The sequence below is a fragment of the Nocardia sp. CC227C genome, from assembly GCF_030767025.1.
GTDB lineage: Bacteria > Actinomycetota > Actinomycetes > Mycobacteriales > Mycobacteriaceae > Nocardia.
Genome location: NZ_JASITE010000004.1, coordinates 484,521 through 504,597 on the forward strand (window position 1 = coordinate 484,521; position 20,077 = coordinate 504,597).

Here is a 20,077-nt window from a genome sequence, read left to right on the forward strand (position 1 = left end):
GCCGCGGAACGGTTCTACCCACGAGCGCGACTCCTACGGAGGGGTTTCGCGCAGCACGTAGCCGACGCCGCGCACGGTGTGGATGAGTCGCGGCTCACCATCGGCCTCGGTCTTGCGGCGCAGATATCCGATGTACACCTCGAGTGCGTTGCCGGAGGTGGGAAAGTCGTACCCCCACACCTCCTCCAGGATGCGACTGCGCGTCAGCACACGCCGAGGATTCGCCATCAGCATTTCCAACAGTGAGAATTCGGTACGTGTGAGCGAGATCTGTCGTTCACCGCGCCACACCTCCCGGGTAACCGGATCCAGCGACAAATCAGCGAACTTCATCGTCTCCGAGGAATCCGCCGCATCGGCGGTGGTGCGGCGCAGTAGTGCGCGCAGTCGCGCGAGCAGTTCCTCGAGTGCGAAGGGCTTGGGCAGATAATCGTCCGCGCCCGCGTCGAGACCGGCCACTCGCTCCGATACCGAATCCCGCGCGGTGAGTACCAGAATCGGCAGATCGTCGCCCGTGCTGCGCAGGCGGCGGCACACCTCGAGGCCGTCCAGCCTGGGCATCATCACATCCAGCACCAGGGCGTCCGGGCGCTGTCCGACCACCTTGTCCAGGGCGTCGACGCCGTCGACGGCGAGGTCGACGGTGTAGCCGTTGAAGGTCAGCGAACGCCGCAGCGATTCGCGAACCGCGCGGTCGTCGTCGACTACCAGAATGCGCATGGCCTCCAGTCTGACCGCAGCGACTGAGAGGTGACTGAGAAGGCGGCATCCGACACGCCGAGTGACACCATGGAGTGACCTGCGTCTTTCTATTCGACAGTGATGCGTGTCGGCTCTGGCGTGCGAATGTGAATTCGAAAGATGTTGCGCCCAGCTACTTTCGGAGTCGGTCACGACGAGTCGTCCGAATTGCCGATACACACTTCTCGCGGTATGTTGCGTGCCGTAAAAGAAGACCCTTAGTTGGTTCCGCGCGGGTTGAACCCCACATCCGTACAACCGCATACGACCCCGGGGTCCACTCGTGAAAGCGGAGGCGACGGAAACGGGATGGAAGCTGCACCCCGGTCCTGGCAATTCAGCCTGTCCAACTGGCCCGTCACTCGCAAGGTCGGCATCGTACTGGTGCTACCGGTGCTCCTAGCCTCGACCTTCGCGGTGCTGCGCATCAACGGCGAATTGCAGACCATCAACCAACTGAGCACCGGCACCGAACAGGCCGTGGTCTTCGACCCCACCATCAAGTTCGAGTCCGCCACACAGGAACTCGCGGTCGCCGCCATCACCGGATTCGGCAATCCGGCGGCCGACCCCGTCATCGACACCGCCACCACCAAGTTCGACCAGGCCGCGGCCGACCTGGAGACGGTGCTGCGCACCGCCAAGCCCGGCGCCGCCGTCACGGACGAACTGACCCAGACTCTCGCCATCGCCCGCAGCATGCGCAATTCGCTGCGCACCGGTTCGGCGCAGGCCATCGGCGAACAGGCCGACACCGTCTCGGGCAAGATCCAGAACGCGCTGTCGACCTCGCAATCCGTCGCCGACCTCCGGGTGCAGCAGCTGTTCCTGCAAATGGGCACCGTGATGACCGCGAACCGCCTGCTCACGCAGGAGCGCATCATGCTCGCGACGCCGGGCGCGGGCACCAACCCGGCGCTGCGGACCCGACTGCTCACCGCCATCGGCGCCGAGGTCACCATGCTCGAGGTGTACCGCGGCATGCAGCCCGAGCAGGCCGCCGCCTACACCACGCTCAAGGATGCCGCGCAGGCCCGCATCGGCATCCTCATGCAGAACGTGTCCGACCCCATGGCCGTACCGGCCATGACGGAATCCATCAACACCAGCGTCGATGCCTACCATCGCGAGTCCACCGGCCTCGCCGCCGCTCTCGATGAGAATCTCGCCGCCCTGAGCACCGAGGCCCGCAACAACGTACTGCGTGACACCTCGATCGTCATCGGCATGCTGCTGGCCGGCCTGGCCATCGCGCTCGTGGTGGCGCGCTCGCTGGTCGTCCCGGTCCGCCGCCTGCGGCGCGACGCCCTCCAGGTCGCCCACATCGACCTGCCGCAGGAACTCGAGGTGGTGCGCTCCGGCGGCACCACACCCGAGATCAATCCGGTCGACGTGCACACCACCGAGGAGATCGGCCAGCTGGCCCGCGCCGTCGACGACATCCACGCCCAGGCGCTGCACCTGGCCGGTGAACAGGCGCGACTGCGCCTGCAGATCGGCAATATGTTCGAAACCCTGTCCCGCCGCAGCCAATCGCTGGTGGAACAGCAGCTCAATCTGATCGAGGAACTGGAACGCGACGAGGACGACTCCGAGCGGCTGCAATCGCTGTTCCGCCTGGACCACCTCGCCACCCGCATGCGCCGCAACGGCGACAACCTGCTGGTGCTCGCCGGTACCGCGCTGCGCCGCGGCCATCTGCCGCCGGTGCCGCTGTCGGACATGCTGTGGTCGTCGGTCTCCCAGGTGGAGGACTACCAGCGCGTCGAGATCGGCACCGTGCCAGACGGCATCGTCGCCGGTGAGCCCGCGGTCGACATCGAACACCTGCTGGCCGAGCTCATCGACAACGCGCTGCGCTACTCGCCGCCCTCGACCCCGGTGGCGGTGTCGGTGGCGCGGGCCGTGGACGGCGGCTACCTGATCGAGATCACCGACCGCGGCCTCGGCATGAACGCCGAGGATCTGCAATCCATCAACGACCGGCTCGCCTCCGGCGGTGAGGTCAATGTCGAGACCGCGCGCCGCATGGGCCTTTTCGTGGTCGGCCGCCTGGCCAAGCGGCACAACATCACGGTCAGCCTGCGCCGCACCTCCGCCATGGTGGCGCAGCCGGGCATCACCGCGAGCGTGCACCTGCCGGGCAGCCTGGTCTCGCCCGCGCCGGAACGCAACGACAGCAGCACCGGCAGCTACCCGCTCACCGGGACACTGCCGGTGGCGCCCGCGCTGCCGCTGCATCCGCAGAGCCAGCCCGCGGCACTGAACACCCAGTTCACGAACCTGAGTTCGCCGATAACCCCGCCCGCGACCCCGGCGATCGCACCGCCCCGGCTCATGCCGGTGCCGAATCCGCCGGAGTCCACACCGCGATTCGGGGTCACCAGTTCCGGCCTGCCGCAGCGGCGTCCGCCCGCCAGCGAACCGGTCGAACCGCCACCGAGCGACACGCCGCGGGAGGTTCCGGCCGAGCCGACCCCGGTGGACTTCTGGGGCGAGAACAGGGAGTGGGACAACAACGAGACCCAGCAGTACCAGGCCAGCGATGTCGAGGCCTGGGGACTCGCCCACGGCGGCGGCCGCAACCAGCCCGCGCCCGGCTCCGCGGCACCGACCGGTGGCGGCCAGGACTTCAACGGGCAGGATTTCAATGGTCAGGACGCCACCGGGCAGGGCCTGAGCGGGCAGGGCCGCAACGGTCAGGGCTTCAACGGTTTCGAGAACGCCGACAGCGGCCGGAACGGCGTCCGGGACAACGGCTTCGCACCGGCCCGCCCGTCCGCCGCCGGTGACGACGGTTTCGCGGGTGGCGGCAACGGCACCGCCACTCCTGGCAATGGTTTCGTCACCCTCGGCGGCAACGGCCGTGACAATGGTGGCAATGGCACCAACGGCAGCGACGATACGAGCGGCAGCGGCACGGAGGACACCGGCCGCGACAGCGTCGTCGGTACCGTCGGCAACGGTTCCGCGACCGGCGGCACCGGCTCATCCGGCGGCGGTGCCGATCCCGGTTCCCCGCGGCCGAATGCCGTCGGCGCACCGAACGCCGCAACCCCGAACGCCGCAACCCCGAACGCCGCGTCCCCGAACGCAAACGGTGCCGCCGAGCGCCCGCCCGCCGCGCCGCGGCCGCCCGCGCCCGCTCAGGCGCTGCGTCCGGTCGGCGAGGCGCCCACGCCCATCTACCAGCGCATGGTGTCGGAGTGGCTGGTCGAACCGGCGGTCGGCGGACAGACCGGGGCCGCGTGGACCTCGTCCTCGGACGCCGGATGGGCCGCCGCCGAACAGGCCATGGAACCGGCGGTCGGCGGGAAGACGCAGGGCGGCCTGCCGATTCGCCGCCCGGGCGCCCAGCTGGTCCCCGGCGCGGCGGTACCCGCGGACGAAGAGGGCGCACGGAATCCGGAAGAGATTCGTCACAGCTTGACCAGGCATCTGAGCGGGGTTCTCAGTGGACGGGCAGACGCCCAGCACAAAGACGGAGCCCCATACAACGACGGAGGGCATGCATGACCGAACAGCGCACCACAACCGATGAGAATCTGAACTGGCTGGTCACCCGGTTCACCCGGGAGGTGCCCGGGGTCTCGCACGCCGTTCTGGTTTCCGCCGACGGTCTGCTCCAGGCCACCAGTCCGCACCTGCCCAACGACCGCGCCGAGCAGCTGGCGGCCGTCACCGCCGGTCTGGCCAGCCTGTCGGCCGGGGCGGCCCAGCTGTTCGACGGCGGCAAGGTGATGCAGTCCATCGTCGAGATGCAGCGCGGCTACCTGCTCGTCATGAGTGTCGGCAATGGTTCGCACCTGGCGGTGCTGGCCAACAAGCAGCACGACATCGGACGCATCGGCTACGAGATGGCGCTACTGGTAGACCGCGTCGGGTCCGTGGTGCAGGCCACCGCCCGCCAGACCGCGTGATCGGCCACCGCACATGTCCGCACCGAACGGCGCCGGCGCCGGCCGGCCAACATCGCGTGTCCGCCCATACGCACTGACCTCCGGCCGCACCGAGCCGGCGGTCGAGCTGCCACTGGAGGCGGTCGTCGAGACCCTCTCCTACACTGCCCATTTCGACTGGCCGGCGGGCGACATCCGGACCGAGATCCTGCGTCTCGGCACGGCCCGGCTCTCGGTGGCCGAGATCGCCGCGCACCTGCAGCGGCCACTGGGCATGGTACGTGTGGTGATCGGTGACCTGGTGGTCGCCGGAACATTGCGCGTGCATTCGACTCTGAGCGATCAGGCGACCTTCGACGAACGCCGATCTTTGATGGAGAGGACCCTGCATGGACTCCGGGCGCTTTGACGCCGCGCCCTACAACGGCGGACCGCAGCACCCGAATACCGGGGCGGCACAGCAGTACCCCCCGCGTCCCGGTGAGGGCGGCGAGTTCCGCACCGCATCGACGAAGATCGTCGTCGCGGGCGGATTCGGTGCGGGCAAAACGACGTTCGTCGGTGCGGTCTCGGAGATCGTGCCGTTGCGCACCGAGGCCATGGTGACCGGCATGTCCGACGGCGTGGACGACCTCGCCGCGACGCCGGGCAAGGAAACCACCACGGTCGCGATGGATTTCGGCCGCATCATCCTGCCCGGCAACCTGGTGCTCTACCTGTTCGGCACCCCCGGGCAGCGACGATTCTGGTTCATGTGGGACGACCTGGTGCGCGGGGCGATCGGCGCGGTCGTGCTGGTGGACACCCGCCGCATCGAGGACAGCTTCGCCGCCGTCGACTTCTTCGAGGCCAAGAAACTCCCGTTCCTCGTCGCGGTCAACCGCTTCCCCGACGCGCCCCGCTTCCCGGTGGGTGAGCTCCGCGAAGCGCTCAGCATCCGGGAGGGGGTGCCGATCGTCGACATCGATGCCCGCGACCCGGGTGAGGTGCGCCGTTCCCTCGCCGCGGTCACGGAGTACGCCATCGAACGCCTCATGGCCCAGCAGCGCGAAAGCGCCTGGCGCGGTTAGGCAGCCGCGTCCCGTTGGCAGGCGGGGCGCGAACCGGACAGTCAGAACGAACCTGGGAGTACTTACCGCGTGATCTACTTCGCAATGGGCTACTGGATCATCGCGCTGGCGTTGATCGTGTCGGCTTCGGGGGCGGCAGTCGGCCTGGCCTGCATCCGGCAGTCCACCAAATCGGTGACCGCACGGTTCCGGTTCGTGTGGTTGTTCGTGGCGGCCTGCTCCATCGGCGGCGTCGGCGTCGCCATGCCGATCTTCGTCTCCATGCTGGGCGTGGGGGCGCACGGCAGTCCGGTGCGCTACGACAGCATGCTGATCGCGGTCTTCTCGGCGCTGTCGGGGACCACCGTGCTGGCCGCGCTCGTCATCGCCGGGCGCACCCTGAACCGGGTGCGGCTGGGGATCGGGGCGGTGGTGATGGGCGCCGGTCTCGGCTCCATGGAACTGGTCGTGCTGTTGTCGGTACACGTCCAAGGCGAGGTGGAGCACAATGTGCTGTCGATCATCGCCGTCTACGCCATCGCGCTGGTGCTGGCGGTGGCGGTGCTGTGGTTCAGTCTCACCGTGCGCTCGTCGCTGCTGATGCTGGGCGCCGCCGTCGGATGGGCACTGGTCGTGGCGGGTATGCACTACACCGGTCTGGTCGGCGTCAGCTTCGATGTCGACCATGCGGCTCCGACCCCGGAGGGTGTCGACCTGTTCAGTTTCTTCGTGCCGTTCTTCATCATCGGCTCACTCGCGCTGGCGATTCCGATCACGGCCATTCTGGTCGCCCCGGACCGTCGGGAATCCGGCGCGGTGCCCGCCCGGGCACCCGTCGGTGGCTCGCGCCGGCCGGGCGCGGCGGCCGACCGCGTCCCGGAAGCGGTGCGCTGAACCGACCTCCGACCTCGCCCGGACACGTCGTGCGGGGCCGCGGGTCACCCGGCCGGGTCGGCGGCTCACCGACGACCCGGAGCGGAGCGGTATTCCCGAACTGACCGATTTCCGGATGCACGGGCGGCGGCGCGTCTCGCGAATTACAGTGGGAAGCATGCGTTTCGGGCTGGACTACGCAGGAGGTCGGCCCGGTGGTGCCGCGATCCGGGCCGCGGGTTTCGATTTCGTCGTCCGCTACCTCTCCGACGGCGGCCCCACCCTGCCCGGCAAGCTGCTCACCCCCGCCGAAGCCGACGACCTGCGCGCGCACGATGTTTCGATCGTCTCCAACTGGGAGACCTACGCCACCCGCATGCTCGACGGCTACGGCGCGGGCGTCACCGACGCACGGGCCGCGCTGGCGCAGGTGCTGCGCTGCGGCGGCCGCCGCGACCGGCCCATCTACTTCTCCGTGGACTTCGACGCCACCCCGCAGCAGCAGGCGCCCATCAATGCCTACCTCGATGGCGCGGCCAGTGTGCTCGGCCGCGAGAACACCGGGATCTACGGCGGCTACTGGCCGATCAGCCGAGCCCTGGACACGGGTACCGCCACCTGGGCCTGGCAGACGGTGGCCTGGTCGGGCAACAACCTCGAACCGCGGCGGCACATCCTGCAGCACGCCACCCAGGTGGACGTGAACGGCGTGCGCTGCGATGTGAACACCACCGACCGAGCCGATTTCGGCCAATGGGACTTCGAACAGGAGGATGCGGATTTGACACCCGAACAGGAGGCGATTCTGCGCGACGTGCAGGTCCAGTTGCGGGGTCCGGGCCTGTCCGGGTGGCCGCAGCTGGGCACCGATCCGGAGGGTCGGTACCGCACCGTGGTGGACGGCCTCGCCGCCGCGCTGGATCACATCGACGAGTTGCGCACGGAGATCAGCGAACTGGAGGCGACCACCGCGGAGCTGGCCAAGGAGGTGGAGCGACTGTCCGGTCCGCACTGGCCGTGGCCGTTCTCCCTCATCGAGGGTCCGGCCACCGCGGTCGGCAATCGAATCGAGCAGCTACTTCCGGATCTGCCGCTGCCCGGCTGGGGCGACGACGATGACCGGCGAACGGTACCGGGCGCGGAGAACAGCGCCGCGGAAGCACCGGAAAAACGGCCCTGAACTGGCGATGAGCGGGTTCCCCGGCAATCCGGAGAACCCGCCCTCGGCCACGAGGATACCGACGCGAGGCCACGAGTTCATCACTTCCCGAGGACAATTCTGTTCCGCACTCCGTGAATCAAGCGCGCGGTGGAAAGCCGTTTGCCGCCCGTGTACACGTGCTACCGGTCGGGTACCGAGACGATATCGGGCGTTCCCGACGAGTTACCCTCGCCGTACGAAATCACTCGTCATCGAAGGAATGGCGCACCTGGAGCGCTTCGGCCGACGCCGCGCTGAACCGCAGGCACTGAAGGCGTCGAACCGCACCGCGGTTCGACGCCTTCGGCTTTCGGCCCCTGCCCGGACCGTCGGCTTGTTCCGGTCTATCGGGACATCCGGGCATTCCGTATCAGTGATACGCGTCGCGTATCGATCGGTCGCTCAGGGCTTGTCGAGATCGATCAGGCCGCGGCGCACGGCGGCCAGGAGTCGGCGCGGTACCTTGTGCACCACGCCGTTCACCGTCACGGGCACCAGATCCGGCGGCGTCGCCTTCCACTGTGACCGTCGGCTGCGGGTATTGGACCGCGACATCCTCCGCTTCGGAACCGCCATCTCAGTTCTCCTCTCCCTGGGCCCCGCCCGCGCGACGACGCCTGCCGTAGCGGCGCTCGAACTTCTCCACGCGTCCGGCGGTGTCCAGCAGACGCTGCGCACCGGTCCAGAACGGATGCGAGTCGGAGGTCACGTCGACCACGAGCAGCGGATAGGTGTTGCCGTCCTCCCACTCCACGGTCCGGTCCGAGGTGGCGGTGGAGCGGGTGAGGAACTGCTTGCCGGTGTTGTTGTCCCGGAAGACCACGGGGTGGTAGTCCGGGTGGATACCTGGCTTCATCGCATTACCTTTCGTTGGAACGGTTGTCGCCGGTGGCGGGGCCGGACGGTTCGGTGCCGACCGAGCGGGTCTCCTCGGTCGCCTCGCACGGATCCTCGTGCCAGTCCCCGAACGGGTCCTCCCACTGCGCGACCCGGTCGGGGGCGCGCCGCACGAGGCGCAGTTCGTCCTCGTCGACCAGCGCCCAGTGCAGCGCCTCGCGGATGGTGTTCGGCTCGGCGTCGTGGGCGAGGATGACCAGGGAGATGTCCCGGTCGCCGAAGTCCGGATGCCAGCGCAGCGCCGCCATCGCCGCCCGGTCCGGGTCCGCCTGCGCCCGTTCCGATTCGGTCATGGCGGCCAGCCACTTCCCGGCGCTGCCGACCCGCAGGCCGCCGCCCGCGGACTCCAGCCACACCACCTCGTCGGGCTGGGTGGCCAGCCAGATCCGTCCGCGCGCGGTGACAACACCCTCGAACAGGACATCCAGCGCGGAGTGCAGTCGCTCCGGATGGAAGGGGCGGTCGGTGGCGAATTCGATGAGGGTGACCCCGTGCTCGGTGTCGAGCGGCGGCTCGCCGCGCAGCAGCGGGGCGTGCGCGCCGAAGCCGCGGCCACGCCGCGCGTCGGCGGGGATCTGGTCGAGCAGGGCGCGCAGATCGGTGCCGGACGCGCCGTCCGGATCGGCCACCCACAACACCGGCGCGAGCGGCACCAGCCGGTCGAAGACCGCGGCCAGGCGGGCCTGGTCGAGCTCGTCCACCGCGGCGACCTCGACGGCGATGACGGCGTCGGCGAATTCGACCTGGCCGACCGCCAGCTGGGCGACGGTGCGCTCGTCGTCGGTGGTGACGTGGCCGCGGTCGGCGAGGGTGTCGTCACCGGTGGCGTCGGCCAGCCAGTCGCGGGCGTCCACACAGGTGAGCACGGCCTCGATCCGCACGCTGCGCCCGGCCGGACCGTCCACGCGGCCGTGCACGCCGGTGACGGTGACATTCTCGATGGCCTGGCAGACCGCCTCGGCCTCGAATGCCGGGTCCAGGGCGAGCACGATGCGGCGCACCGAATCGCGCTGTCCCAGTAGGCACAGGTAGGGCAGCAGGTCGGCGCGCAGCGTGCAGGAGACACAGCCGTGCGCGAGTTCGAGGATGGTCTCGCTCGCCCGGCCCTCGCTGTGCACGATGCGGCGGACCACGCCCTGCCGCAGTTCGCTCAGGTCGTGGCGGACCACGACGGTGCCCGGCTCCGCGAGTTCACCCGCCACCTGGTCGACGCCCGCGGCGGCACGCCCCGGCAGGCCCGCGACCACGAGCACGGGCTTGCGGTCGTCGTGCATCCCCGGCACCACCATCACCTCTTCCGATAACGATTTTCATTTACCGGAAGGTAACGGTACATTGTCCGACAGGCATTGTCGAAAACGATTGTCATCAACGACTGGAAGGGAGTGACATGTCGGCCATCTGCCAGGTCACCGGGCGCAAACCGGGATTCGGCAAGTCCGTGTCGCACTCGCACAAGCGGACGAACCGGCGGTGGAACCCCAATATCCAGCGCAAGACCTACTACTTGCCCAGCGAGGACCGGCGCATCACGCTGACCGTCTCCACCAAGGGCATCAAAACCATCGACCGCGACGGGATCGAGGCCGTGGTGGCCCGGCTCCGGGCGCGCGGCGAGAAGATCTAGGAAGACCACCCATGGCATCCAAGTCGACCGAGCTGCGTCCGGTCATCAAGCTCAAGTCCACCGCCGGCACCGGGTACACCTACGTCACCCGCAAGAACCGCCGCAACGATCCCGACCGGATGGTGCTCGAGAAGTACGACCCGGTGGTGCGCAAGCACGTCGACTTCCGCGAGGAGCGCTGACGTGGCCAAGAAGTCCAAGATCGAGAAGAACGAGCGGCGCAAGATCGTGGTGGCGCGCTACGCCGAGCGCCGTGCCGAGCTCAAGGAGCTCATCCGCAGGCCCACCACTTCCGAGGCCGACCGCGCCGCCGCGCAGACCGCCCTGCAGAAACTGCCGCGCGATGCCAGTCCGGTACGCTTGCGCAATCGGGACGCCGCGGATGGACGCCCACGCGGCCATCTCCGGAAGTTCGGTCTCTCGCGCGTGCGCGTGCGCGAGATGGCACACCGGGGCGAACTGCCCGGCGTGCACAAATCGAGCTGGTAAGCAACCACATCTCGTGAGTAAGGAACCGCTGACATGGCAGTGAAGCGAGCACCGTCGAAGAAGGTCCGCGCTGAGCAGGCCCGACGTCCGAAGAAGAACCCCCTGATCGCCGCCGGTATCGAAACCGTCGACTACAAGGACGTGAACCTGCTCCGCACGTTCATCTCCGACCGCGGCAAGATTCGCAGCCGCCGGGTGACCGGGCTGACGCCGCAGCAGCAGCGGCAGGTCGCCGTCGCGGTGAAGAACGCGCGGGAGATGGCGTTGCTGCCGTTCACCAGCCGCTGACGCGACTCGCGGACGTAAAGGGCGCGGACGTAAAGGGCTGAGCCCCCGATGTTTTCACATCGGGGGCTCGATTCGTTCGCGCGGGCGAACTCGATGCGTTCTCGCGGTCGGGGTCAGACGGTGGCCTTTTCGGCCTCGCGGATGGCGCGGGCCAGGGTGGCGGTGGCGTAGCGACGCCAGAGGGGGGCGACGACGAAGCGGACCAGGCGGGCACGGCCGGGGTGGGGGAAGAAGGAATAGGTCCAGCGGACAAGGGAATTGCGGCCCGCCGGGGTGAAGGTCCACTCGCCGTCGACCTTGGCCACCAGCCGCCGCATGGTGCCGGTGAATTCGGTGAGTTCGTAGCTGAAATGGCGGGCTCGGGTGTAACCGGTGAGTTCCTCCCGGGCGGTGGAGCCATCGGAGAGGACCACGATGCGGGTATTGCCCGCGGTATCCCACGGGCCGGACTGGTCGCGCACCTCGCGGACGGCGGGTAGCGGACCCATGCCGGTGAAGATGGTGGGCAGATCGATAGGGGCGATCACCTCCATGGCCGTCGCCGCCGAGGTGCGGCAGGTGGATTCGACGGTGACCGGAACGTAGCCGAGGCTCATGGCACACATTGTGCCGGGAAGTTTGCCGACGCGCCCGGAACGAGAAGAGCCCCAGCGCCTTTGACGCCGGGGCTCGATGCTCGTTCCGCGCGACCGACCGCCTACGGGATGGTCAGCACCTGACCGACATTGATCATGTCCGGATTGTCGATACCGCTGGCCGCAGCGATCTCCAGGTAGCGGTTGCCGTCACCGTAGTACTGCTCGGCGATGGCCCACAGGGTCTCGCCGGGAGCGACGGTGTGCGTGCGCGTCTCCGGAGCCGGGGGCGGGGCCGGAGCCTCCGCCGCGGGGGCCGCGGCGGCCTCCGGCTCGGCCTGGATCGGGTTGTCGGTATTGGTGCCCGACGACCACAGCGCGCTGCCGTCCTTGCCGTACAGCACGACATTGCGGTCGGGCTGCACCACCAGACGGTCCGCGTCCTTGCCATTGGTCTCGGTGGACCAGGCCGCGCCCTCGCCCTTGTACAGCACGAAATTGCCGTCCGCCTGCAACACGGCCCGCTCGACACCCTGATCGTGGGTGGAGGTGTGCCAGACGACATTGCCGTCCGGCTCCGTCAGCACGAGGTTGCCGTCATTCTGCAGAGTCAGGGTGTAGGCACCACCCTTCAGGGACTGACCGAGCCCGAGTTCTTCGCCTACATGCAACGCGTCGCCCACGATGCGTCCTTTCGGAGGGGGGATCTTCGGTAAATCGATGGCGGGAGAAGTGCATTCGCGCATCTGCCGAACAGGCTACTGCTCGGATGCCACGCGCCGGGGAGATACGCGCCGCATCCGATGAGATTTTGACGACCCTTCGCCAGAAGTTCGCCGGAGTATCAGACCGGGCATGCGGAATCGGCCGGACGATTAGGGTTGGGGCCATGTACGGGAACTGGGGACGCCGCCTCGCCGCGGCCACGACCGCCGGGCTGCTGAGCCTGACGATCGCCGCCTGCTCGAGCTCGGACGACAGCGCCGACACGCCACTCGGCACCACCGCCTCCACCACGGAGACCACACCCACCGAAGCCCCCGAAGGACAGCTGGGCCGGTCCTTCACCGCCGACCCGACCATCGTCGACCCCCGCCCCATCCCCTTCGACAGCTGGACCCGCCTCGACGACGACAGGATCGCGGTGAACTTCCAGACCGGGTCGCCGGAGTGCTACGGCGTTGACGTCGGCACCACCGAAACCGACGAGACGGTCACGGTGGAACTGCGTGCCGGGACCCGAGCCGACGCGGTGGGCCGGATGTGCACCATGATCGCGGTGTTCGGCACGCTCGAGATCGAGTTGGAGAAACCGCTGGGCGACCGAACAGTGTTGAGCGCCGAGTGAATACAAGCGCCGGGTGAATACAGCGGAGCCGGTACGCGTCACCCGCGTACCGGCTCGGAGCACCGTCGGTCAGTGCGCGAAGTGGCGCGCTCCGGTGAAGTACAGCGTCACCCCGGCCTCGCGGCACAGGTCGATGGTGTCCTTGTCGCGAATCGACCCGCCCGGCTGCACGATCGCGGTGACCCCGGCGGCCACCAGTTGCTGCGGCCCGTCCGAGAACGGGAAGAAGGCATCCGAGGCCGCGACCGAACCCTTGGCACGGTCACCGGCGCGCTGCACCGCCAGCTGCACCGCGTCCACGCGGTTGACCTGCCCCATGCCGACGCCGACGGACGCGCCGTCGTGGGCCAGCAGGATGGCATTGGACTTCACGGCACGGCAAGCGCGCCAAGCGAATTCGAGATCCGCCAGGGTGTCGTCGGAGGCCGCGTCACCGGCGACCAGCTGCCAGTTGGCGGGCGCGTCGCCCTCGGCGTCGAGGATGTCGCGATCCTGCAGCAGCACGCCGCCGCTCACCGGACGCAGCTCCGCGCCCTTGCGCCGCGGCGCCTCGGCGATGAGGATGCGCACGTTCTTCTTGCGCCGCAACACGTCCACGGCGCCGTCGGCGTAACCGGGGGCCACGATGACCTCGGTGAAGATGTCGGCGACCTGCTCGGCCATCTCCACCGACACCTCGCGATTGGCCGCGATCACCCCGCCGTACGCGGAGACCGGATCGCAGGCGTGCGCCTTGCGGTGCGCCTGCGCGATGTCCGTGCCCACCGCGATCCCACACGGGTTGGCGTGCTTGATGATCGCCACCGCCGGAGCCTCGAAGTCGTAGGCGGCCCGCCAGGCCGCGTCGGCGTCGGTGTAGTTGTTGTACGACATCTCCTTGCCGTGCAACTGCTGAGCCTGCGCCAGCCCGGCCGGTCCGGCCGCATCGGTGTAGAGCGCGGCGGCCTGGTGCGGATTCTCGCCGTAACGCAGCACCGACTCACGGGTCCACGTGGCACCGACCCACTCCGGGAAGTGCTGCGCGCCATCGGATTCCACGCCCTCGGATTCCACGCCCTCGGACGCCGCGGCGGCGGGAGCGGCGGCCGGCACCGCGACCGAGGTCATCCAGCTGGCGACCGCCACGTCGTAGGTCGCGGTGTGCTGGAAAGCCTTGGCCGCCAGCTCGGTCCGCCGCGCCAGGGTGAAACCGCCGTCCCGCACCGAGGCCAGTGCGTCGTCGTAGTCGCGGGTGTCGACCACCACGGCCACCGACGGGTGGTTCTTGGCGGCCGCGCGCACCATGGACGGCCCGCCGATGTCGATCTGCTCCACGCACTCGTCCACGCTCGCGCCCGAGGCCACGGTCCGGGTGAACGGGTACAGGTTCACCACGACGAGCTGAAACGCCTCCACGCCGAGTTCGACCAGCTGATCGACATGCTCCGCACGCCGGGTATCGGCCAGGATGCCCGCGTGCACGCGCGGGTGCAGGGTCTTGACGCGGCCGTCCAGGGTCTCCGGAAAGCCGGTCAGGTCCTCGACCCTGGTGACCGGAATGCCCGCGTCGGCGATCTTGCCCGCGGTGGAACCGGTCGAGACCAGCTCCACGCCCGCGGCGTGCAGACCGGAGGCCAGCTCGATCAGGCCCGTCTTGTCGTAGACGCTGACCAGTGCCCGCTTGATCGGCTTGCGCGTGGCCGGGTCCATCTGTGCCTCACTCACCGGAGAACTCGCTCATCTGGAATAACTGCCTTTCGTCCATCGGAGACAATGCCGCGCGTCGCGACGGCGGCGACCACCTCCGCCAACAACCGCCGTTCCACAACCTTGATGCGCTCGTGCAGCGACGCCTCGTCGTCGGCGGGCAGCACGGCGACGGCTTCCTGCGCGAGAATCGGCCCGGTGTCGACACCGGCATCGACCAGATGCACGGTGGAGCCGGTGACCTTGACCCCGTACGCGAGCGCGTCCCGCACGCCGTGCGCGCCCGGAAAGGCGGGCAGCAGCGCGGGATGGGTGTTGATGACGCGACCGCCGAAGGTGTCCAGGAAGACGGGGCCGAGGATCTTCATGAACCCCGCCGACACCACCAGATCGGGTTCGCGGGCCGCGACGGCCTCGGTGAGCGCGACATCCCAGGCGGCGCGATCGTCGAAATCGCGCAGGGCGACCCGGAAACTCGGAAGGCCGAACTCGTCGGCGTGGGCGGTGGCGGCGCAGTCGCGGTCCACGCCGACGGCGACGACTCGGGCCGGATAGTCCGGTTCCCGGGTGGCGGCGAGCAGCGAACGCAGCAGTGAACCGGTGCCGGAGGCGAGCACGACGACGCTCGCGGGCGCGGTGGGCGGCAGCAGCTGGGCGGGCGTGGACGTCAGCGCACTACTCCCTGTGAGTCGGGCGGGGCGGGGGCGGGCGGCTGCGAACCGCCGCCCTAGAGCCTAACGACCGTCCACTTCACCGGTGTCGAGCAGGTCCGCCTCCACCACTTCGGCATCCACGATGTCGGCGTCGGCCGCGTTGTCCGCGTGCGGTTCGGCGGTGAGGGCGGGCGGTTCGTCGACGAGTTCGCCGTCGACCTCGACCACGCGTTCGTCGCCGTCGGGCGCGTCCATGTAGTCGTCGAATTCGTCGTAGTAGTCGGCGTCCCCGTACCCGTCGGAGTCGTACTCGCTGTCCGAGTCGTACGCGCCGTCGTAGTCGCCGTCCGGGTCGTCGTCGCCGTCCGGGTCGTAGTAGCCGTCCGGGTCGTAGTCGCCGTCGGAGTCGTATCCGCCGTCGTAGTCGACGTAGTCGCCGTCGGGGTCGTCGTCGGCGTAGTCGCCCGCGGGGTAGTCGTCGTCGGCATACGCGGTGTCCGCCGCGCCGTCCGGATAGTCGGCGGCACCGCCGGCGGCGGGGACGGCGAACCACTGCGCGGCGAACATGCCCACATATCCGGGCAGCGCCAGCCAGAGGAAGGCCGGTATCGCCAGCAGCGGCAGGTGCGGTCCGATCTGTCCGAAGGAGCCGAGCGCGCCGCTCGCGAGCGAACCCAGCAGGGTGAGCAGCACCGCCGCCACGGCGGCGGAGGTGAGCGTGGCCCACGGGGCGGTCGGCCGGTCGTCGGTGGTGCGTCCGGTGTCCAGGCCGCCGAGTACGCCCACCGCGGCGGGCGCCAGGAGCAGCGCGACCCACCAGCCCGCCGCCGGACCGGTCGGCACCGCGGCCGCGATCGGCACCGCCGGAACCGGCGCACCCGTGACCTCGAACAGACTCAGCGATCCGGCGCCGATGTGCACCTGCCCGCCGATCAGCACCGCCACCGCGTCGACGAGCACGTTCGGCAGGTAGGCGACCGACAGCAGGGTCAGGCCGACCACCCCCGCGAAATCGCCCGCGGCCCGGTAGGTCTCACCGATGACGGACCAGTGCGCAAGGAACGACACCAGGGTGACGGCGGCGGCGACGATCAGCAGCCGCCACACCGCCCGCACCCCGGCCCGCACCCCGGGCACCACCCAGCGCGGTACCGGCACCGGGGACAGCGCGAGCAGCTCCCGCCACCGGCGACTGCCGATTCCCGCGGCGGCGGCCAGCAGGTGCAGGCCGAAGACCCAGCCGAAGGCGGCCGAGGTGTTCGGCGGCTGCAACGACACGACCGCGGCGGCGTCGTCGGCGACGGCCAGGCAGACCGCCGTGATGAGCAGTGGACCGCCCAGCGCCGCGCCGACGATCCAACCGAGGTCGGCGCGATTGCTCTCGGCGGGCACGGCCTGGGCGCAGTCGCGCGCCGCGATCCAGAGCATGAGCCCGGTCGGCAGCAGGGGCAGCAGTCCCAGCGAGGTCTTGCCGATCACCAGCGGAACCTGATGCACCGCGAGCCAGCTCGCCGCGATCGCGCCGCCGGTCCCCTCCAGCCCACTGCCCGCCGCCAACAGCGCCGCCAACACCAGCGCGACAATGACCAGCAGGGTGATGCTCGACGCCCGCGCCGCCACCACCAGCAGCACCCGAGCCCGTTCCGGAGTCAACGACCCGAACCCGCCACCGGGTCCCGTCGAACCCGGTTCCGGCGGCTCGATATCGCTCAGACGCGCCAATGCGGCCTTCGCAGCGCTCATGGACATCCACCCTGGCAGCTTCGCCCGCGGCATCGCCTCAGGCGCGCCGCGCACCCGCCCCCGCCGCCCACCCCGGGCCGGCCCTCGGTCCGGTGCACCACCCGATCGCCCGGCGAATCCACGCCCCGCCTCGGCCGTGAACCCACGCCTCCCGAAAGCCCCACGCCCCCGCTCCCCGTTGTCGCCACGCTCGTATTCCACGGCACCCGCGCGGTACGGGTCCGTGGCCGACCCGGGCCGCCGCGCCCCCGGAGGCGTGCGCCCAACGTCGGCGCGGGAACGCTCCCCCGCCTCCGAACGAGGGCGCGGGCGAGCGGCCACCCCGCTCTCCTGCGCCCATGAGGACGCGTGATCCGGCTGCCCACCACCGCCGCGTCGCCGTTCGGCAGCCGAGGCCCGCTCCCACTCCTCCGAATCCCCGGCGCGGGAACGCCGCCGCGCGCCCGCACCGATGCGCAGGCGTCGTCCGCTCGGTTCCCACCATCGAGACCGCGCCCCCGAGTCGCTCGGGGCCGCAGGGCCGCTGCCGGGCGCTTCGCCGTCGATCTGCTCGTCCGCCGGACGCATGCGCCGACCACCCGCACGCGCCCGCACGCCGCCGCGCCCGGAGTCTTCGGTGGGAGCGCGCCGCCGGTCGTCCGGGTACGCCCGGCGGTCGGCACGCGACTCGGCGTCGCCGTGCCGGGTACTCGCCGAACGGCCTCCAGGTGGCCCGGCGGGTGTCCCGCCCGGCTCACCCGCACCGCTGCGGCGGTAGTCGTCGATCCCATCGTGATGCGGTGTGGCGCGGATGTCGGCGGTCCCGGTCGATGACGACGTTCTCGCGATGATGCGCCGCTGAGCCCGAGACAGCAGGTGGCGCACGCCGTCCCACGGCATGCGAGTGCCCGGTGCGGCCCGATACGACGCGTCGCCGCGGGTCCGGCGCGGCCCGCCGGCGGCTCGGCGTGCGGCGGCCGGGTCGAGAGACGACTCGGCGGGTGCGGCAGCGGGCGTACGGCGTGGCGTAGCGGCCCGGCGTGCGTCGGCAATCGGCTCGCGGCGTGACCGTCGCGCGGCGGCACGATGCGAATCCCGGTCGGCGTGCCGCGGATCCTCGGAAGTACGACGCGGACCCTCGGCGGCAGCACGCGAATCCCGGGGCGCTCGACGTGATTCCGGCGCGGCGGCACGGTGCGAATCCGCCGTACCGTGTCGCGGATCGTCGGGCCGCGCTCGGCGCGGGGCCCGCGAGCGGCCGGAGCGGTCCGCGTCGGGGGGAGGGCCGTCGCCCTCTCCCGGGTGGCGTGGGCGGGGTCTGCGCGAGGGTTCTGAAGAATTCACGGTGACAGGGCAATCCGATTCGAGCGTGGTCGACGAACCGCGCCGCCGGGGGCGGATGTCGCCGACGCCGCCGGATCGAACTCGAGCGCGGCGCGTGGCTGCGAACGCGCGGCGGGGTGGTCGAGCGGCGACGAGGGCGAACGACGGGCGGCGGTGGTGCCACCGCGGCGGATCGACGAGGCGAGTGGGACAGTGCGGGGGTCCGACGCGTACCGGCCGTCGGGCGAGGGTAGCGGTCCCGGGTTCGGCGGCACGGATTCCCGTGGTCCGCGAGCGGCCGACCCGGGGCCCACGGGCGACATCGTGTGAGCCGCGAGCGGACCCGGGTCGCCCGCAAGCACAACGGCCCCCGGTGTTCCCACCGGGGGCCGTTCGTCACATCGGTCGATACCCGGACCGACTACTTGTCGTCCTGCCCCGGCCGGAACGCCTTGGTGGCGTCGGCGGCCGGATCGGCGCTCTGCTCACCGCCGAACGGCTTCTCCTGGCCGCCGCCGTACTGCTGACCCCCGTACTGCTGGCCGCCGTACTGCTGGCCGCCCTCGTCCGGGCGCGGCTGCGGCTGCGAACCGGTGCCGTAGGGCGACTGGCCGTAGGACGGCTGCTGACCGTAACCACCCGGCTGACCGGGCTGCTGACCATAGGCGGGCTGCTGGCCGTAGGACTGCTGACCGGACTGTTGGCCCGGCTGGCCGTAGGAGGGCTGCTGCTGGTACTGCGGACCGGTGCCCTGGCCGCCGCCGTAGGGCGGCTGCTGGCCGTACCCGCCCGGCTGCTGACCGTAGCCACCCGGCTGACCGGGCTGCTGACCGTAGGGGGACTGCTGGCCGGGCTGCTGACCGTAGCCACCCGGCTGCTGACCGTACCCGCCGGGCTGACCGCCCTGGCCGTACCCGCCGGGCTGCGGCGCGGGCTTCGGAGCCGGGGGCTTCAGGATGCCCAGCTCGAACAGCAGGGCCGCGATGACGACCGCGGCCTGCGCGAAGGCGAGGGCCAGCACGACCATGCCGCCCCACGCCAGCGAGACGGAATCACCGAGCGAGAAGGTATTGAACAGCAGGGTGAGGAACGCCGCCAGCGAGGCGGCGGCCGCGATCGGGGCCCAGTTCTGCTTGGAGATCAGCGACAGCCCGGCCATGATCCCGGCGATCAGCAGCAGAGCCAGCGGCGCGGAGCCGCCACCCTCGAAGAAGCTGGCCGACGTGTCCACCTCCACCCCGCCGCCACCCAGGTCGAAGCTGGTGAACGGCGTGAATCCGAGCAGGAAGTTGATGACACCGAGCGCGGCGACACCGATGGCCAGGAAGAACGGCAGTCCCTTGCCCGTCGCGGCCGCGGCGCTCGCTCCACCGGCGGGACCGGCGGCGGGCGGCTGGCCGAAGCCGGGTGCGGAGGAGGGCGTCGGCGCGGGCGCGTTGTACCCCGAGCCCCCGGTCGGGTATGACATGTCGTCGTCTCCTATCGAATAGTTCACGAACAGCGCTGGCTGCTCCCCCGACGCTACTGCACCAGACCGTCCGGGTCACCATCTACCGCCGCCCGCGACCGGCGCGTTTGCGCCGAACCGAACGCATGCTACCCGGCATAGCGTTGCGTAAGGCGTTGGGCGACAACACTGTTCACCGGAGTTCCGCGAAATACCCTGCTCGACGGCACCGGAAAGCCGACCGGATCGGCGTTATCCG

21 protein-coding genes are annotated in these 20,077 nt (G+C 70.1%); 11 read left to right on the forward strand and 10 right to left on the reverse strand.

The window, feature by feature from the left end; genetic code table 11:
• Nucleotides 1-33: 33 nt before the first annotated feature.
• The gene (locus tag QMO76_RS10850) at nucleotides 34-720 is read right to left on the reverse strand and encodes a response regulator transcription factor (RefSeq protein ID WP_306361070.1); all 687 of its coding nucleotides are present in this window, start codon (nucleotides 718-720) and stop codon (nucleotides 34-36) included.
• 330 nt (nucleotides 721-1,050) lie between these two features.
• On the opposite strand from QMO76_RS10850, the gene QMO76_RS10855 reads away from it, so the two are divergent.
• The 6 genes from QMO76_RS10855 to QMO76_RS10880 all read left to right on the forward strand — a co-directional run bounded on the left by QMO76_RS10855 (nucleotide 1,051) and on the right by QMO76_RS10880 (nucleotide 7,742).
• Nucleotides 1,051-4,257: a sensor histidine kinase gene (locus tag QMO76_RS10855; RefSeq protein ID WP_306361071.1), complete on the forward strand. Its 3,207-nt coding sequence runs from the start codon at nucleotides 1,051-1,053 to the stop codon at nucleotides 4,255-4,257.
• Nucleotides 4,254-4,661 (forward strand): roadblock/LC7 domain-containing protein, encoded by a 408-nt coding sequence (locus QMO76_RS10860; RefSeq protein WP_029931164.1) that lies wholly within the window; start codon nucleotides 4,254-4,256, stop codon nucleotides 4,659-4,661. Before QMO76_RS10855 ends, QMO76_RS10860 begins: the two co-directional genes overlap by 4 nt.
• Nucleotides 4,662-4,674: 13 nt before the next feature.
• Nucleotides 4,675-5,049, forward strand: a complete 375-nt coding sequence (locus tag QMO76_RS10865; protein ID WP_306361072.1) for a DUF742 domain-containing protein — start codon at nucleotides 4,675-4,677, stop codon at nucleotides 5,047-5,049.
• On the forward strand, nucleotides 5,030-5,710 hold the full coding sequence (locus QMO76_RS10870; protein ID WP_195114111.1) for an ATP/GTP-binding protein: 681 nt from the start codon (nucleotides 5,030-5,032) through the stop codon (nucleotides 5,708-5,710). Before QMO76_RS10865 ends, QMO76_RS10870 begins: the two co-directional genes overlap by 20 nt.
• Before the next feature lie 69 nt (nucleotides 5,711-5,779).
• Complete coding sequence (locus QMO76_RS10875) at nucleotides 5,780-6,583, forward strand: hypothetical protein (RefSeq protein ID WP_306361073.1); 804 nt, start codon at nucleotides 5,780-5,782, stop codon at nucleotides 6,581-6,583.
• Nucleotides 6,584-6,740: 157 nt separating this feature from the next.
• On the forward strand, nucleotides 6,741-7,742 hold the full coding sequence (locus tag QMO76_RS10880; RefSeq protein ID WP_306361074.1) for a DUF1906 domain-containing protein: 1,002 nt from the start codon (nucleotides 6,741-6,743) through the stop codon (nucleotides 7,740-7,742).
• 423 nt (nucleotides 7,743-8,165) lie between these two features.
• On the opposite strand, the gene rpmF is transcribed toward QMO76_RS10880, so the two are convergent.
• Genes rpmF through mrf form a run of 3 tightly spaced genes read right to left on the reverse strand, consistent with a single transcriptional unit; the run spans nucleotide 8,166 to nucleotide 9,934 of the window.
• Nucleotides 8,166-8,339: a 50S ribosomal protein L32 gene (rpmF, locus tag QMO76_RS10885; protein ID WP_306361075.1), complete on the reverse strand. Its 174-nt coding sequence runs from the start codon at nucleotides 8,337-8,339 to the stop codon at nucleotides 8,166-8,168.
• Between the two features lies 1 nt (nucleotide 8,340).
• Nucleotides 8,341-8,619 carry a type B 50S ribosomal protein L31 gene (locus QMO76_RS10890; protein WP_306361076.1) on the reverse strand — a complete coding sequence of 93 codons (279 nt, stop codon included), beginning with the start codon at nucleotides 8,617-8,619 and terminating at the stop codon, nucleotides 8,341-8,343.
• 4 nt (nucleotides 8,620-8,623) lie between these two features.
• Entirely contained in the window at nucleotides 8,624-9,934 is a 1,311-nt protein-coding gene (gene mrf, locus QMO76_RS10895) for a ribosome hibernation factor-recruiting GTPase MRF (RefSeq protein WP_372341950.1), read from the reverse strand.
• A 116-nt stretch (nucleotides 9,935-10,050) separates the two neighbouring features.
• Here mrf and rpmB point away from each other — a divergent pair, with 116 nt between their 5' ends.
• The 4 genes from rpmB to rpsR are packed head-to-tail and all read left to right on the forward strand — an operon-like array spanning nucleotide 10,051 to nucleotide 11,064.
• A complete protein-coding gene (gene rpmB, locus QMO76_RS10900; RefSeq protein ID WP_039817163.1) occupies nucleotides 10,051-10,287 on the forward strand; it encodes a 50S ribosomal protein L28 in 237 nt (78 codons plus the stop codon).
• 11 nt (nucleotides 10,288-10,298) lie between these two features.
• Nucleotides 10,299-10,469: a 50S ribosomal protein L33 gene (gene rpmG, locus QMO76_RS10905; RefSeq protein WP_306361078.1), complete on the forward strand. Its 171-nt coding sequence runs from the start codon at nucleotides 10,299-10,301 to the stop codon at nucleotides 10,467-10,469.
• 1 nt (nucleotide 10,470) lies between these two features.
• Complete coding sequence (gene rpsN / locus QMO76_RS10910) at nucleotides 10,471-10,776, forward strand: 30S ribosomal protein S14 (RefSeq protein WP_306361079.1); 306 nt, start codon at nucleotides 10,471-10,473, stop codon at nucleotides 10,774-10,776.
• Nucleotides 10,777-10,809: 33 nt separating this feature from the next.
• Nucleotides 10,810-11,064 (forward strand): 30S ribosomal protein S18, encoded by a 255-nt coding sequence (gene rpsR, locus QMO76_RS10915; protein WP_011211513.1) that lies wholly within the window; start codon nucleotides 10,810-10,812, stop codon nucleotides 11,062-11,064.
• 113 nt (nucleotides 11,065-11,177) lie between these two features.
• Here the strand turns inward: rpsR and QMO76_RS10920 are convergent, their stop codons facing one another.
• A complete protein-coding gene (locus QMO76_RS10920; protein ID WP_306361080.1) occupies nucleotides 11,178-11,660 on the reverse strand; it encodes an SRPBCC family protein in 483 nt (160 codons plus the stop codon).
• 101 nt (nucleotides 11,661-11,761) lie between these two features.
• A complete protein-coding gene (locus QMO76_RS10925; RefSeq protein WP_306361081.1) occupies nucleotides 11,762-12,322 on the reverse strand; it encodes a LysM peptidoglycan-binding domain-containing protein in 561 nt (186 codons plus the stop codon).
• Nucleotides 12,323-12,528: 206 nt separating this feature from the next.
• On the opposite strand from QMO76_RS10925, the gene QMO76_RS10930 reads away from it, so the two are divergent.
• A complete protein-coding gene (locus tag QMO76_RS10930) occupies nucleotides 12,529-12,987 on the forward strand; it encodes a hypothetical protein (protein ID WP_306361082.1) in 459 nt (152 codons plus the stop codon).
• 69 nt (nucleotides 12,988-13,056) lie between these two features.
• On the opposite strand, the gene purH is transcribed toward QMO76_RS10930, so the two are convergent.
• From purH to QMO76_RS10950, 4 genes are all read right to left on the reverse strand, one after another.
• Complete coding sequence (gene purH, locus QMO76_RS10935) at nucleotides 13,057-14,676, reverse strand: bifunctional phosphoribosylaminoimidazolecarboxamide formyltransferase/IMP cyclohydrolase (protein ID WP_306361154.1); 1,620 nt, start codon at nucleotides 14,674-14,676, stop codon at nucleotides 13,057-13,059.
• 11 nt (nucleotides 14,677-14,687) lie between these two features.
• A complete protein-coding gene (purN, locus tag QMO76_RS10940; RefSeq protein WP_306361155.1) occupies nucleotides 14,688-15,344 on the reverse strand; it encodes a phosphoribosylglycinamide formyltransferase in 657 nt (218 codons plus the stop codon).
• 63 nt (nucleotides 15,345-15,407) lie between these two features.
• Nucleotides 15,408-17,069 (reverse strand): DUF6350 family protein, encoded by a 1,662-nt coding sequence (locus QMO76_RS10945; protein WP_306361083.1) that lies wholly within the window; start codon nucleotides 17,067-17,069, stop codon nucleotides 15,408-15,410.
• Nucleotides 17,070-18,792: 1,723 nt separating this feature from the next.
• Nucleotides 18,793-19,839, reverse strand: coding sequence for a DUF5336 domain-containing protein (locus tag QMO76_RS10950; protein WP_306361084.1), 1,047 nt, complete (start codon nucleotides 19,837-19,839; stop codon nucleotides 18,793-18,795).
• Nucleotides 19,840-20,077: the final 238 nt, after the last annotated feature.

Bases quoted from the DNA above. Each gene is read 5' to 3' on its own strand.
- QMO76_RS10850 (WP_306361070.1), bottom strand. From the start codon at position 720: ATGCGCATTCTGGTAGTCGACGACGACCGCGCGGTTCGCGAATCGCTG.
- QMO76_RS10855 (WP_306361071.1), top strand. From the start codon at position 1,051: ATGGAAGCTGCACCCCGGTCCTGGCAATTCAGCCTGTCCAACTGGCCC.
- QMO76_RS10860 (WP_029931164.1), top strand. From the start codon at position 4,254: ATGACCGAACAGCGCACCACAACCGATGAGAATCTGAACTGGCTGGTC.
- QMO76_RS10865 (WP_306361072.1), top strand. From the start codon at position 4,675: ATGTCCGCACCGAACGGCGCCGGCGCCGGCCGGCCAACATCGCGTGTC.
- QMO76_RS10870 (WP_195114111.1), top strand. From the start codon at position 5,030: ATGGACTCCGGGCGCTTTGACGCCGCGCCCTACAACGGCGGACCGCAG.
- QMO76_RS10880 (WP_306361074.1), top strand. From the start codon at position 6,741: ATGCGTTTCGGGCTGGACTACGCAGGAGGTCGGCCCGGTGGTGCCGCG.
- rpmF (WP_306361075.1), bottom strand. From the start codon at position 8,339: ATGGCGGTTCCGAAGCGGAGGATGTCGCGGTCCAATACCCGCAGCCGA.
- QMO76_RS10890 (WP_306361076.1), bottom strand. From the start codon at position 8,619: ATGAAGCCAGGTATCCACCCGGACTACCACCCCGTGGTCTTCCGGGAC.
- mrf (WP_372341950.1), bottom strand. From the start codon at position 9,934: ATGCACGACGACCGCAAGCCCGTGCTCGTGGTCGCGGGCCTGCCGGGG.
- rpmB (WP_039817163.1), top strand. From the start codon at position 10,051: ATGTCGGCCATCTGCCAGGTCACCGGGCGCAAACCGGGATTCGGCAAG.
- rpmG (WP_306361078.1), top strand. From the start codon at position 10,299: ATGGCATCCAAGTCGACCGAGCTGCGTCCGGTCATCAAGCTCAAGTCC.
- rpsR (WP_011211513.1), top strand. From the start codon at position 10,810: ATGGCAGTGAAGCGAGCACCGTCGAAGAAGGTCCGCGCTGAGCAGGCC.
- QMO76_RS10920 (WP_306361080.1), bottom strand. From the start codon at position 11,660: ATGAGCCTCGGCTACGTTCCGGTCACCGTCGAATCCACCTGCCGCACC.
- QMO76_RS10930 (WP_306361082.1), top strand. From the start codon at position 12,529: ATGTACGGGAACTGGGGACGCCGCCTCGCCGCGGCCACGACCGCCGGG.
- purH (WP_306361154.1), bottom strand. From the start codon at position 14,676: ATGGACCCGGCCACGCGCAAGCCGATCAAGCGGGCACTGGTCAGCGTC.
- QMO76_RS10945 (WP_306361083.1), bottom strand. From the start codon at position 17,069: ATGAGCGCTGCGAAGGCCGCATTGGCGCGTCTGAGCGATATCGAGCCG.
- QMO76_RS10950 (WP_306361084.1), bottom strand. From the start codon at position 19,839: ATGTCATACCCGACCGGGGGCTCGGGGTACAACGCGCCCGCGCCGACG.